Annotated in this window: 11 protein-coding genes and 2 pseudogenes; 5 read left to right on the forward strand and 8 right to left on the reverse strand. The window is 39.7% G+C overall.

Annotated features, from left to right (window positions below; all coding sequences use genetic code 11):
- Positions 1 to 26: 26 nt before the first annotated feature.
- The 4 genes from J576_RS09370 to J576_RS09385 are packed head-to-tail and all read right to left on the reverse strand — an operon-like array spanning position 27 to position 2,966.
- Positions 27 to 887: a transporter substrate-binding domain-containing protein gene (locus J576_RS09370; RefSeq protein ID WP_002049455.1), complete on the reverse strand. Its 861-nt coding sequence runs from the start codon at positions 885 to 887 to the stop codon at positions 27 to 29.
- Positions 888 to 917: 30 nt separating this feature from the next.
- Positions 918 to 1,649: an amino acid ABC transporter ATP-binding protein gene (locus J576_RS09375; RefSeq protein WP_002049423.1), complete on the reverse strand. Its 732-nt coding sequence runs from the start codon at positions 1,647 to 1,649 to the stop codon at positions 918 to 920.
- Positions 1,650 to 1,651: 2 nt separating this feature from the next.
- Complete coding sequence (locus J576_RS09380) at positions 1,652 to 2,317, reverse strand: amino acid ABC transporter permease (protein WP_002049440.1); 666 nt, start codon at positions 2,315 to 2,317, stop codon at positions 1,652 to 1,654.
- Positions 2,307 to 2,966, reverse strand: coding sequence for an amino acid ABC transporter permease (locus J576_RS09385; RefSeq protein ID WP_002049436.1), 660 nt, complete (start codon positions 2,964 to 2,966; stop codon positions 2,307 to 2,309). The genes J576_RS09380 and J576_RS09385 overlap by 11 nt, the downstream gene beginning before the upstream one ends.
- A 64-nt stretch (positions 2,967 to 3,030) precedes the next feature.
- On the opposite strand from J576_RS09385, the gene J576_RS19680 reads away from it, so the two are divergent.
- The gene (locus J576_RS19680) at positions 3,031 to 3,135 is read left to right on the forward strand and encodes a hypothetical protein (protein WP_079378143.1); all 105 of its coding nucleotides are present in this window, start codon (positions 3,031 to 3,033) and stop codon (positions 3,133 to 3,135) included.
- 103 nt (positions 3,136 to 3,238) lie between these two features.
- On the opposite strand, the gene J576_RS09390 is transcribed toward J576_RS19680, so the two are convergent.
- Positions 3,239 to 3,523 (reverse strand): GNAT family N-acetyltransferase, encoded by a 285-nt coding sequence (locus J576_RS09390; protein ID WP_002049431.1) that lies wholly within the window; start codon positions 3,521 to 3,523, stop codon positions 3,239 to 3,241.
- Positions 3,524 to 3,786: 263 nt separating this feature from the next.
- On the opposite strand from J576_RS09390, the pseudogene J576_RS09395 reads away from it, so the two are divergent.
- Positions 3,787 to 4,963 (forward strand): annotated as a pseudogene (locus J576_RS09395) (MFS transporter).
- On the opposite strand, the gene J576_RS09400 reads toward J576_RS09395, so the two are convergent.
- Positions 4,941 to 5,831: a LysR family transcriptional regulator gene (locus tag J576_RS09400; RefSeq protein WP_002048265.1), complete on the reverse strand. Its 891-nt coding sequence runs from the start codon at positions 5,829 to 5,831 to the stop codon at positions 4,941 to 4,943. The pseudogene J576_RS09395 and the gene J576_RS09400 overlap by 23 nt on opposite strands.
- A 285-nt stretch (positions 5,832 to 6,116) precedes the next feature.
- Here J576_RS09400 and J576_RS09405 point away from each other — a divergent pair.
- Both J576_RS09405 and J576_RS09410 read left to right on the forward strand, forming a co-directional pair.
- Positions 6,117 to 6,593 (forward strand): annotated as a pseudogene (locus J576_RS09405) (cyclophilin-like fold protein).
- A gap of 45 nt (positions 6,594 to 6,638) precedes the next feature.
- Positions 6,639 to 7,709 (forward strand): alpha/beta hydrolase, encoded by a 1,071-nt coding sequence (locus tag J576_RS09410; RefSeq protein WP_002048411.1) that lies wholly within the window; start codon positions 6,639 to 6,641, stop codon positions 7,707 to 7,709.
- Between the two features lie 45 nt (positions 7,710 to 7,754).
- Here the strand turns inward: J576_RS09410 and J576_RS09415 are convergent, their stop codons facing one another.
- Both J576_RS09415 and J576_RS09420 read right to left on the reverse strand, forming a co-directional pair.
- Positions 7,755 to 8,714 carry a response regulator transcription factor gene (locus J576_RS09415; protein ID WP_000107129.1) on the reverse strand — a complete coding sequence of 320 codons (960 nt, stop codon included), beginning with the start codon at positions 8,712 to 8,714 and terminating at the stop codon, positions 7,755 to 7,757.
- On the reverse strand, positions 8,711 to 12,175 hold the full coding sequence (locus J576_RS09420; RefSeq protein ID WP_033855568.1) for a hybrid sensor histidine kinase/response regulator: 3,465 nt from the start codon (positions 12,173 to 12,175) through the stop codon (positions 8,711 to 8,713). Before J576_RS09420 ends, J576_RS09415 begins: the two co-directional genes overlap by 4 nt.
- A 195-nt stretch (positions 12,176 to 12,370) precedes the next feature.
- On the opposite strand from J576_RS09420, the gene J576_RS09425 reads away from it, so the two are divergent.
- Positions 12,371 to 13,987: a purine-cytosine permease family protein gene (locus J576_RS09425; protein WP_002048267.1), complete on the forward strand. Its 1,617-nt coding sequence runs from the start codon at positions 12,371 to 12,373 to the stop codon at positions 13,985 to 13,987.
- The last annotated feature ends 39 nt before the right edge of the window (positions 13,988 to 14,026 follow it).

Below are 14,026 nucleotides of genomic sequence, written 5' to 3' on the forward strand. Positions count from 1 at the left end.
AGACACTGCTCTAGCGATATCGAAAATTATTGGCCTACATCTAAAAACACATTCGGATTAACCGAGTCACCGTAAATTGGTTTCAAGGTTTCATCATAAATTTTATTAATTTCACCACTTGTTCTGAGCTGCTTAATTTCAGTATTGAGCCAATTCAACAATTGGGTATTACCCTTTTTAACTGCTGGTGCAATAAATTCTTGATCACCAATAGACTGAATACCTGCCACATAACTTGGGTTCTTCGCGGCCCATGCCAAAGCATAGGTACTATCTTGTGAAATCGCGTCACCACGACCGTCGGTTAAAGCTTTGAAGGCATCCGAATTTCTTTCAAACTTGAGTAAATTTACTTTCGGATAATGCTTGGTAAAGTAGGTATCCGAACTTGTGCCTTTATTTACAATTAAGGTCTTACCTTCTAACTGGGTAATGTCGGTAATCGGCTTAGCTTTAGGTGAGACAATGCCAAAAGCACCTTTTAAATAAGGCTCGGCAAAATCGACAACTTGCTTACGTTCTGGCGTTACCGTAAATGTCGCAAATACCACATCGGCACGATTTGATTTTAAAAACTCCACCCGATTTGAAGCTTCAGTCACGATAAACTCAACTTTCTTTTCATCACCGAGCAAATCTTTAGTCACCCGTTTTGCTAAAGCCACATCAAAGCCCTGATTATTCCCCGCACTGTCTACATAACCAAACGGCGGATCATCGGCAAAAACGGCAACGCGTAGAACCCCATTTTTTTTGACTTGCTCTAAAGAATAGTCTTCTTGAGCATTACTTGCCTGTTCAGTGGATGGCGTTTTACTACATGCAGTTAACAACACCCCAGCAACGGCAAGACTGCTTAATATTTTTATTGAATTACGTTTAAACATTCACTTCCTCATGATTCAAATAATAAAAATTTAGTACGACAAAATATTTAAAAAGGCTTTCGCTCGTTCTGTCTTCGGCTGTTCAAAAAATTCTTCTGGTGAAGCCTGTTCAATAATCTTGCCCTTATCCATAAAAATAATGCGGTCAGCAACCTTACGTGCAAAGGACATCTCATGTGTCACAATCAGCATGGTCATTCCTTCATTCGCTAACTTGAGTACTACATCAAGCACTTCCCTCACCATTTCTGGGTCAAGCGCAGCGGTAATTTCATCAAGTAAAATCACTTGAGGTTGCATGACCAGTGAACGGACAATGGCTATACGCTGTTTTTGTCCACCAGAAAGTTGGCGTGGATAATCAAGTTTTCGCTCATATAGCCCGACTCGCTTTAGCAATTCATCTGCGACTTGTTCAGCTTCATCACGGTGGCGTTTTTGTACTTTGAGTGGTCCAAGCAAAATATTATCAATGACGTTCATATGCCCAAATAGCTCATAGTTTTGAAAAACCATGCCAATTTTTTGACGAGCATTAGTCCACTCCACATCTTTACCGAGCACGCCTGAACCAGTTAAACGGATCTCACCACCCTGAATCGGTTCTAAGCCATTAATACAGCGTAGTAAGGTACTTTTACCGCAGCCCGATGGACCTAAAATAACAACCACCTCTCCTTGTTCTACTTCCAGATCAATGCCTTGTAAAATATGACTTTGTGCAAATGATTTCTGTAATTGTTGTATCGATAACAAAGGCATAATTACTCCCAGACCTTTTCTAAATGTGCCGCCAAACGCGATAAGGGGTAGCAAATCAGAAAATACAAAATAAAAATAAAGCCATAAATCCAAAGAGAAGCGCTTGGCACGGTCAACAGCGAATTTTCAATAATTTGCTGGCCAACTTTAATCACCTCAACCACACCAATCAGGACCGCCAAAGAGCTGGTTTTCACCATTCGGGTAAATAAGTTAATCGCGCCTGGTGTTACTCGTTTTAGACTTTGCGGAAAAATGACATAGACCAAGGCTTGAACATGAGTTAGTCCGAGCGCATAGGCCGAATCGCGTTGATGCTGATCAATTGAAGTAATGGCTGCACGAACCAAATCGCCCATTTCTGCCGTACCCCATAAAACAAACACAACAACACACACCCACATTGCTGAAAACTGCCAGTTAAACCATGTCGCAAAGCCGAAATAAAACACGAACAGCAAAACTAAAATTGGAATGATTCGAATGGCTTCTAGATACAGGCGGCACAGCGATTTAACGACTATGTTTTTAAAAGTCATAATGACGCCGAAAACTGTGCCAAAAATTGCAGAAAAAAACACCGAAATAAAAGCAATTTTTGCCGTTGCCCAGAGTCCCCACATTAAGCGTTCGAGGTGACTCGCTTGAAATAGATAATCAAGTTCCATGGCTCACCTTCCGACTTCTGTGCTCCAGATAACTGGTTAAAATAGACACGGGCAATAAAATAATCAGATAAGCCATGATGAGTAAAAACAGAGCTTCGGTGGTTTTATAATCCATGCCAATTAAGTCTTTGGTGACAAAAAGCAGCTCAACCACAGCAATGGCACTGACCACAGAACTTTCTTTAATTAGAAATAGGCAATTTGCCCCTATTGCCGGAATTGAAATAGCCAGTGCTTGAGGAAAAATGACATATCTAAAAATCTGAATGGGTTGCAGACCAATACTTTTTGCTGAGTCAATTTGCCCTTTAGCAACAGACTGCAAACCTGCTCGGAAAGCTTCAGCCATATAGCTTCCGCCTAAAAAGGTCAGTCCGATTACACCACAAGTAAAACCATCGATTTTGATGTCCAGTTTTGGCAAACCGTAATACAAAAAGAACAGTTGAATTAATAAAGGGGTATTTCGAGATAACTCAATATAGAACTGGGCAATTCTATTTAGTACCCGCACGCGATATGTGATTAAAATGCTGCAAATCAGCCCTACAATAATCGCCAAAATAATGCTGATAATTGAAATTTTCAGCGTGGTCAAAGTTGCAGAGAAAAATTGCGGCAACACACTATGGATATACTGCCAGTTCAAGGAAAATTCCAACAAATAATATTAAAACGTTATAAATATTTAGCTTTCGTCAGCCATTAAATATTTGTGTAACGAGTTTATTTTTTTCCCAATTGGTCTAAAACTATTTTTATTAGATAAGCTTTTCTATAAGTTTGATAAATTCGATCTGGCAATCGAAAAGTGTTAAATCAGTTGAAGACAACCGCTTAAAACATATTCACTAAAACAAAGATGAATAAAAAATCGGACACCAACGCCCGATTTTTATTAAATAATTTTTAATCTATTGCTTACTTTCTAAGTACATCACCAATACTTGGGTCTTTATCAAAAACTGATTTTGCATATGGGCAAAGCGGAATTACTTTTACGTCTTTTTCACGAACAAAAGCTACCAAAGCATCCAGTAATCGTCGACCTACCCCTTGTCCGCGATAATTTTCATTCACATCTGTAGAATCAATAATCAGCATGCTTTCGCCTGCCCATGTATAAGTCATTTCACCTGCAACGGTTTCACCATCAAGTAAGCTAAAGCTGCCGTGTTTTGTATCATCTTTTTGTTGAATATTCACAATGAATTCCTCGTATTATTACTCATATTTATTTAGAAATGACTTTGTATAATCTTTATCTATAAGAACAAATTTAACTGTAAAAAAATAGCCTATTTTTAGCAGTGAGTCTGTATGCTTTTTAAATACAATTCATGCATAAAATTCATAATTCTATTCGTAATTCAGCATCTAATCCTCTCAAATCATTGTTGTTAAGCTCTGCGACCAGATTTTATTCATTTCATTTATGAAAATTCAATGGTTTTGAGATTGGAACTTTTATGTCTTCTTTTCATCAAATTGAGCAAAGCACATATGAACAATCAACACCTGCCTGGGGTGCTGTCTTTGTAATGTCGCTCTGCTGCGCAGTATTAATTGCATCTGAGTTCATGCCCGTAAGTTTACTCACCCCCATCTCTTTAGATTTAAATATGAGTGAAGGCCAAGTGGGCCAAGCAATCTCAATTTCTGGTATTTTTGCTGTTATTACTAGCCTGTCTATTAGTCGTGTATTTAAGGCATGGGACCGACGTCATATCATTTTATTACTCACCCTACTGATGATTGTCTCTGGCATAGTCATTACATTTGCCCATTCTGCGGCTTTGTTTATGTTGGGTCGTGCAATCTTAGGTGTAGTTATTGGTGGTTTTTGGGCAATCTCGACATCAATTGTCATGCGACTCGTTCCTCCGCTTTCAGTACCTAAAGCACTCGGTTTATTAAATGGCGGAAATGCGCTAGCTACCACAATTGCAGCACCATTAGGAAGTTTTTTGGGTTCAATTATTGGCTGGCGTGGTGCTTTTTTCTGTATTGTCCCCATCGCGATTGTTGCACTTATTTGGCAATTTAAAAGTATGCCTTCTCTTCCTGCAATATTGTCAGTTGAGAAATCTAAAAATCCATTTGGTTTACTAAAACGCCCAATTGTACTTTATGGGCCAATTTGCGCTATTTACCTATCTACGCCCATTTCTAGAAACCGTTACTCATGTCGATGCGACAATGCTATCCATTTTATTATTAATATTAGGTTTAGCAGGTTTAATCGGTACATTTGTAATTAGTTTAATCCTCCACCAACATGTTTATCGTTATCTGATTCTTATTCCATTCATCATGGCAGTGCTTGCTGGAGCTTTTGTGCTAGGTGGTGGGCATTTATGGTTTGTTGCCATATTGATGGGTTTATGGGGCTTTATTGGAACGTCGGCACCTGTTGCATGGAATACCTGGCTTGCCCAAACACTACATCAAGATGCCGAAATTGGTGGTGGTTTGATGGTTGCGATTATTCAATTTGCAATTACTCTAGGTGCAACTATAGGTGGATTATTATATGACTCATATGGCTATAGTGCCACGTTCTATATGAGCGCAACTATTTTGCTATTAGGCGCAATTACTGCTTTTCTCACATGGCGAAATGCTACTCACGTAGTACATCGATAACCAATCGTAATGCAGGTGAAAGTTGTCTTCGATGTGGATAGTACAAATGGTATCCGGGAAACTGGATACTGTACTCTGCTAAAACTTGAATCAGCGTCCCTTCTTTTAGATCCTCTCGAATCAAATCTTCGGGAATATAAGCAAGTCCAAATCCAGCTCTAACCGCCTCGACGATATCGTAGCTTTCATTAAATATCCATTGCCCCTGAATTTTGATTTTTGTTTCTTGACCATCTTTCACAAATTCCCACGCATACACGCTGCCTTGGGTGGTTAAACGATAGCCAATACATTGATGATTGATTAAATCTTTAGGAGTATTAGGAATTCCATATTGTTCAAAATATGCTGGTGTTGCTATTACCGCCATTTTGACATCTGGACTAATACGTACCGCAATCATGCCATCAGCTACGCGGCTTCCGAAACGAACGCCTGCATCAAAGCGCTCTGCCACAATATCGACCATCCCACTATTGGCAGTTAGTTCAACTTGCACATCTGGGTAATCACCCGCAATCTTTTTAAGTTTTGGAATCAGCACTTCCCGTATCGCATGGCTACTAGCATTAATCCGAACCGTACCAGCGGGTTGGTCTCGAAATGAAGTCAAAAGGGATAATTCATTATCGATTTGGTCAAAACTAGCACTAATCGTTTGTTTCAACCTTTCGCCTGCTGCTGTAGGTGAAACACTACGTGTAGTTCTGGTCAGGAGTAACATTCCCAAACGTTCTTCTAAACCCCGAATGGTATGGCTTAGCGCAGATTGTGAAATTCCCATTTTCCCTGCGGCTTTAGTAAAACTACCCTCTCTTGCCACCATTAAAAAAGCATAAAGATCATTATAGTTTTCTTTATTTATCATCTGCTTTATCTCTTATTGGGGAGTCAACCTCATTATAAAGGATAAAACCATTCATGAATATTACTCATAAGTCCATGTTTGTTTTTTAGACTAATTATTAAAAAGAAGATTCGTTAAAATCCATATCAAGCAGTAAATATGAAGATTTAAATAAACTGAGGCGATTATTATGAGTCATTTTATTATTGTAAAAAATTAATAAATTCCACTCATATCTTTACGTTAAAGAATAAATAGCTTCATTGCATTTATGTGCTTTTTCTTAAAGAAGCGAGGTGAGTTGATATGGCTAGTTATAAGTTTTTTAAAGGCTTAGTCAGCCTATGTGTTTTGTTCTCAGTGACCTCCGCTTCTTATGCAATAAAGCCTCAAGGTAAAAATCAACAAAGGTGATCGATGATGAAAATCCGTATTGATATAGATGGAGCACAGCAACCGCTATTTGCCACATTAGCCATGTCACCTACTGTTGAAGATTTTGCCAAACAGCTTCCTTTGACATTAATCCTTAAAGATTATGACTCTACTGAAAAAATAGCTGATCTACCCACCAAGCTAACTACACAAAACGCGCCTCATGGATATGTCGGGAAAGCGGGTGATCTTACCTATTATGCTCCTTGGGGTAATCTGGCTTTTTTCTATAAAGATTCTCATGTTGGTTATGCCAATGGCCTTATCTTTCTTGGAAAACTAGATGCTATTCCCCAAGCATTCAAGCAAAACCAACCGATCAAAATTTCAATTTCACAAATCAAATAAGCATGCACCTACTCACCCATTCACATTGTTTAAATTGAGGTATTTATGACTACATCTCCCTTATTTAAAAAGTTTAAAACCCATACGGTGGCTGCAATTTGTGCAGCAACTATTGGTCTATTTTCTTCAACTTCAGCTATGGCGGCCGATATGTCTAATGGAGCGAATAATTTTTATCAAAGTCAGCAAGTGACTATTCAAAAAGTGACTTTTAAAAATCAATATAATATGGATATTGTCGGCAATCTGGTTATTCCCCAAAATTTGAATAAAAAGACTAAAGCCTCTGCAATTGTAATTGGCCACCCTATGGGGGCTGTAAAAGAGCAAAGCTCTATGCTTTATGCACAAAAACTGGCTGAACAAGGTTTTGTGACCTTAGCAATTGATCAATCATTTTGGGGTGAAAGCGCGGGCCAACCAAGAAATGTGGTTGCACCAGATATTTATGCAGAAGCGTTTAGTGCCGCTGTAGATTATTTGGGAACACAATCTTTCATTAACCCTAATAATATTGGTGTACTAGGTATTTGTGGAAGCGGGAGCTTTGTCATTAGTGCAGCAAAAATTGATCCACGTTTAAAAGCTATTGCCACTGTAAGTATGTACGACATGGGTGCAGCAAACCGCAATCGCTTACATCACTCACAAACCCTAGAACAAAGAAAGCAAATTATTGCAGAAGCCGCTGCACAGCGTTATGTTGAATTTAAAGGTGGTGAAACCAAATATACCAGCGGAACTACGCATGAACTAACAGCAGATACACACCCTATTCAACGTGAATTTTACGACTTTTATCGTACTCCACGCGGAGAATATACGCCTAAAGGCTCATCGAGAGAGCTTACGACTCACCCAACGCTCACAAGTAATGTCAAATTTTTAAACTTCTATCCTTTTAATGACATTGAAACGATTTCACCACGTCCAATGCTATTTATTACTGGTGATCAGGCCCACTCAAAAGAGTTTAGTGAAGAGGCTTACAAACTCGCAGGCCAACCAAAAGAACTTTACTACGTTAAAGGCGCTGGACATGTTGATTTATATGATCGAGTCGATCTCATTCCATTTAATAAATTAACCAGTTTCTTTAAACAAAACTTGAAGTAATACAGATGATAGAGGCTCAACACGGGCCTCTATTTTTAAATGAACTCAATGAAACTCTTGTACCAGACTATTAATATGCGCTACGGCAGCAGTTCGATTTTCAACACAAAGTTTTTCAAAAACATGCTCTAAATGTTTATTCACTGTCCGTGGACTCAGCTCCAAAATTTCTGCAATGTCTTTATTGGTTTTTCCTAACAACAACCAGTGCATGACTTCTGCTTCACGTTGAGTCAACTGCGGGCAATATTTCAAAATATCATTCATTTCCAGAGCTGGCGTAGAAGTTTTTATCTGGATAAGATAATTTTTTGCCACACTTGGTTCAGTTTCCCACGGCGTAAGTAATAAAAGCTGTAATTGCTGAGATGGTGTCGAATAAGAACAGCTGGTTAATTTTTTTGGGTCTTTTTCATGCTCTAAGTCTGAAAACCAAGCTTTTAAGCCTGCTTCAAAACCTTCTAATTCAGGTAAATATTGATTTAGTAGATCACTGGCTTTTTGGGTTTTCCACACAATTTTACCGTGAACATCTAGCGCAAGAATGGCTGTTTCCGTTGCATCAATCACCTGTTTCTGTTGTTGCAATAGTTTGGCATGTGCCAAATGTGTTTTTACCCTTGCTAATACTTCTTCAATATTCAAAGGTTTGGTTACATAGTCCACCCCGCCGACCTGAAAACCACGCACAATATGCTCTGTCTCAGACAAACCTGTCATAAAAATGACGGGAATAAACTGCGTAATTGGACTCGCTTTAAGCTGTATACAACTTTCAAAACCATCCATATGTGGCATATTGCCATCGAGTAAAATCATATCCGGTAAGCATCGGTGTGCAATTTCAATTGCACTTAACCCATCGGTTGTGACAAGCACGCGATAACCTGCCTGATCCAGACTTTCATGTAACAAGCCTAAATTTTCCGGCACATCATCCACAATCAGAATAACAGCCTGCTCGTTTGGTGAAGCTTGCTGAAAAGAAACATGTTGCGTACTCATGACTTATCCTGAATTAATCGTTGCGCGTGTTTTAAATCAAACTTTTGAATAGCCTGTTCAAGCTGTTCCCATAACTCTTTATGCTCCGGAAAATTTTGACGGCATTGCGTTAAAGTCTGTTGAATTCCTCGAATATAACCCTGTCCAATTAAATCATTTAATTGCTGCAAGCTTTGCTGTAAATCGAGCAGATCATTATTTTCAGGTTGTGTAATTGATGTATGAACAGTAGCTTGCTCCTGCTTAAACACGTTTACATCCAGTGCTTGAACTTCCTTATTTTCAAGGAGTGTCTCTGATTTGGAATCAATCCACACCAAGCCCAACTTATCTCCAATTTTACTCAGCAACAAATTGAGATCGATTGGTTTTAACATAAAGTCTTCACTTAAAACGGCGTCTTGTGGATTGACTTCGCGCTCTCCTGCATTGGCGGAAATAATTAAGATCGGCACATTGGTAATATTATTCTGACGCAATAATCGTGCTGTTTCCCACCCGCCCATCAAAGGCATATTTAAATCCATCAAAATCAGGTTCGGCTGGAAAATAGGTACTTGTCTTAAACAGTCAATGCCCGACTCGGCTTCTTCAATCATAAATCCCAAAGGTTTTAGAAAATTAGCGACTAAACCTCGGTCCACCGCTTCATTATCGACAACCAAAATTCGTTTTCGCTCGCCTTGATAACCCGTAATCTGGTTGGAGTAAACATTAGAAATTGGATGAACTACTTCTTTTGAAGGTAAGTAAAACTTAATCTTAAATTGTGAACCCTGATTGAGCTGACTAGTCACAGATAGCTGGCCACCAAGTAAATCGACTAATAATTTTACAATGGGTAGTCCGAGTCCTGTCCCGGTAAATCCGCCTTGCACTACATTGCTGCCCCGTTCAAACGGATTAAAGATTCGCTCTAAATCGGCCTCGGCAATACCACAGCCCGTATCTCTAATTTCAAAGTAAGCCGTTTGAAAACGGTACTCGACTTTTAAAGTAATTGTGCCACTCGTTGTAAACTTTAATGCATTGCCCAGCAAATTGATGAGCACTTGCTCTAAGCGTTTTTTGTCGGTACGAACATAGTGCGGTAAGTTCTCTCCAATTTCATAAACAAACTGTAAATTCTTCTGTTCAAACTGTGGCTGAAACATTTGAATAATCTGTTCAATAAAATTGGGGAAATGAACATCCACTACATTTAAAGAAATTTTACCTGTTTCAATTCGTGCTAAATCTAGTAACCCGTCAATCAGTGAAGTCAAATGCTGCCCACTACGGCTAATCACCCCGAGCGCCAGTTTGCCTTGTTCAGAGAGTTGCTCTTGTTTTTGAAGTAATTGGCTATAGCCCAAAATACTATTTAGAGGCGTCCGTAGTTCGTGGCTAATGCCAATGACATAACGACTTTTTGCATCATTAGCCCGTTCTGCTGCTATTCTGGCGTCTTGTAAGTCTTTTGAAGTGACTTCATGGGCAGCAATTTCATCAATCAATAATGCTGTTTGCTGATGTGTTTCGATTTCGGCATTACGTCGGCTTTCATCGTTTAGTACTAACCACCATGCTGCAACACTCATCAATAAAAATAAAATGGTGTAAATTTTTACAAACAGCGTGAATAACTGCGGAACGGCTGCGGCATTAATGGTTTCTAAATAGGTTTTTTCTTGGATATAAACCAGACTTAAACTCACTGCCAAAACGATTGAAAGCCCTAAAGTCAGTAATAAATACAAACTGACCCTGCTATTTAAACGGCTAGCCCAACGTTCTGGTAAATAGTGCCAGATGGCTTTTTTGAGCTGTACCGACCAACGTGCATCAGGTTTACATAAATCGTGACAGCGTGCTTCAAGTGAACAGCATAGAGAGCAAATCGTACCGTTATAGGCTGGGCAGCCCGCCATATCGGCAAGCTCATAGTCCCTTTCACACACGACACAGTTAGCAACCGACGTCGCCTGAATTTTTTCAGGCTGGCGTGCAATGTAATATTTGCCTTTGGTTAAGTAAGCAATAATAGGAACGCATAAAACCGCACTCCCCAAAGCAATGAAACTTGCTAAACCTTTCGCCATGAGACCGAAAAAGCCCAAATAGCTCAGCATCGATAACACTGAAGCGATGAGTAAGGCGCCAACGCCTACGGGGTTGATGTCATATAAATAAGCACGACGAAATTCAATTCCTTTCGGGCTTAGACCTAAAGGCTTACAGATAATTAAATCGGCAACAACGGCGCCAATCCATGCCAAAGCGATATTGCTATATAGCCCCAAAATGCGTTCAACCGCATGGCTAATGCCCATTTCCATCAAAACAATGGCAATAAACACGTTAAAAAGAAGCCAGACAATTCGTCCCGGATGGCTATGAGTTAAGCGCGCAAAAAAGTTAGACCATGCCAATGAACCAGCGTAGGCATTGGTCATATTAATTTTAATTTGCGCCAAGCAAACCAGTGCTAAAGTTAATATTAAAGCTAGCTGAGGATTTGGAATCAACTGTTGATAAGCAACCCAATATAAATAAGTCGGATTGTCTAGTTCAGAGACAGGAATAAACAGCTGAAAAGCCAACACCATCAGCACCATGCCCATCAAAACTTTTAAAAATCCAAAAATAATCCAAGATGGACCACCTAAAAAAACGGCAAAACGCCATGCAGTTCTATTCTTTTCTTTTTGCGGTAAGAAACGTAAATAGTCGGCTTGCTCACCAATTTGGATCACAAATGAAAAAATAAGAGTGCACGCCGCACCAAAGTAATACAAGTTAAAATCAGTTGAGTTTGAAACTGCCCCAACAAAATGCAGACTACTACTTAAAATTTGTGGTTGTTTCCAAAGTACAAAAAACCATGGTAATAACAGCAATAAGAGCCAGATTGGCTGAGTGATTGCCTGAACTTTATTAATAAAACCAATGCCTTTGACCACTAAAGGCAAAATCACTAAGGCAGAAATTAAGTAACCAATAACTTGCGGAATGCCTAAAGCCAGATCAAGTGCCATTGCCATAATTGCGGCTTCAAACGCAAGCAAAATAAAGGTAAAGCTGGCATAAATTAGAGATGTAATGGTCGAGCCAATGTAGCCGAAACCTGCACCACGAGTAAGCAGATCGACGTCTACATTATATTTTGCGGCGTAATAACTAATCGGCCAACTGGTCAAAAATATGATGGTACATACGACAACTGCTGCCCATAACGCATTGCTAAAGCCATATTGCCAAAGCATGGTCGCCCCAATGGCTTCCATCGCCAAAAAGCTGACTGTCGAAATTGCGGTATTGGTCACCGTCCAAGGTGACCATTTACGTACTGAGGCGGGGGCGTAGCGGAGCGCATAATCTTCGATACTTTCATCTGCTACCCAAATATTATATTCACGGCGTGTTTTGATCACACGTTGTGGCGCTTGTGGGGGGCGTGAAGAATCTGGCATAACACTCATGTTTGGCATGTGGCTGCATTAAACCCAGCAATCCTTATGCCAAAAGTCATTTATCATGGCGATTTTTTCTAATACGCACATATACGCAAAATAACGTATTTTCAATTTTTCCCAAAAATCACACACTCAAAACCATCAAAAAACAATGATCAATATTTGTGTTGATTGACCGAAAATGATTGGGAGATTGATGTTATGAGTGTATCTGAACATCCAAATCTGGACACTGTGCAAGGTACAGATTCACAAAAAGCAGTGAATGAAACCTTAGAAGATTATACTTTACGTTATGCTCCACACAGCTTTCGGCGCTGGAGTCCCAAAGTTGTTGCTATTACTGCACTTGGTGGTATTGCCTATCTTGCTGACTTTTCTATTGGCGCAAGTATTGGTATGTCTTATGGAACAACCAATGCTGTTTTCTCCATTTTATTTGCAGCAATTATTATCTTCTTAACCGGCATTCCTTTAGCCTACTACGCAGCTCGCTATAACATCGACCTTGACTTGATTACCCGCGGCGCAGGTTTTGGTTATATCGGCTCAGTCCTGACCAGTATCATTTTCGCCAGTTTCACCTTTATTTTCTTTGCCCTTGAAGGTTCAATCATGGCGCAAGGGTTATTACTCGGTTTAGGCATTCCGCTATGGGCAGGTTACCTCATCTCAACCATTATGGTCATTCCACTCGTCATTTACGGCATGAAAGCTTTAAGTAAATTACAAGTCTGGACTACCCCACTTTGGCTCGTTCTAATGATTGGTCCTGTAGCCTATCTGATTTATCAAGAACCTACCTTAGTTAGCCAGTTTGCAACGTTTACAGGTCATGAAGGTTTTGCACCTGTAGATATGGCAGCGATTATGCTTGGTGCGGGTATATGTTTATCTTTAATCATGCAAATTGGTGAGCAAATTGACTACCTACGCTTCATGCCTGCAAAAACAAAAGAAAACAGCAAAGCATGGTGGGCTGCGGTTATTTCAGCAGGTCCGGGTTGGGTGATTTTAGGGGCAATCAAACAAATTATTGGGGCATTTTTAGGATTCTATTTACTCACTAAAATACCGGGCGTAAACAGCACCGAACCTGTTCAACAGTTTAATGCAGCGTTTCATGACATGCTTCCGGGCTGGGCAGCTTTAACACTTGCAGTGATTTTGGTGGTTATTTCTCAAATTAAAATTAATGTGACCAATGCTTACTCTGGTTCCCTTGCATGGACAAGTGCCTACACTCGTATTAGCAAACATTATCCGGGGCGTATTGTCTTTGTGATCGTAAACTTGGCAATTGCGCTTGCTCTAATGGAAGGCAACATGTTTGCGGTACTAGGTAAAATCTTAGGATTCTATTCAAACTTTGCGATTGCTTGGGTGGTGGTGGTTGCAACAGATATTTCGATCAACAAATATGTTTTAAAACTTTCACCAAAAGAACCGGAATACCGCCGTGACATGCTCTACAACGTAAACCCTGTTGGTATGGTTGCGTTCCTTGTATCAGCAGGCTTATCAATTGCAGCATTCTTCGGCTTACTGGGTAGTTTCCTAGCGCCTTACTCTCCAATTATTGCGCTTGTACTTGCCTTTGTATTAACACCAATCATGGGCCTACTAACCAAAGGAAAATACTACATCAAGTCACACGATGACGGTATTAAAGAACCACGTTACGATGCTGAAGGTACACCAGTAGCAACTGTTTATCACTGCCGCGTATGTGAGCAAGGCTATGAGCGTCCAGATATTATGTTCTCTCACAAACATAACGGTACAATTTGTTCTTTGTGTAAAACACTCGATGCTTAACTCCCTTACCAATTAAAAAAAGAAGCTTTAAAGCTTCTT

The sequence above is a fragment of the Acinetobacter sp. 766875 genome, from assembly GCF_000582055.1.
Classification (GTDB): Bacteria; Pseudomonadota; Gammaproteobacteria; order Pseudomonadales; family Moraxellaceae; genus Acinetobacter; species Acinetobacter nosocomialis.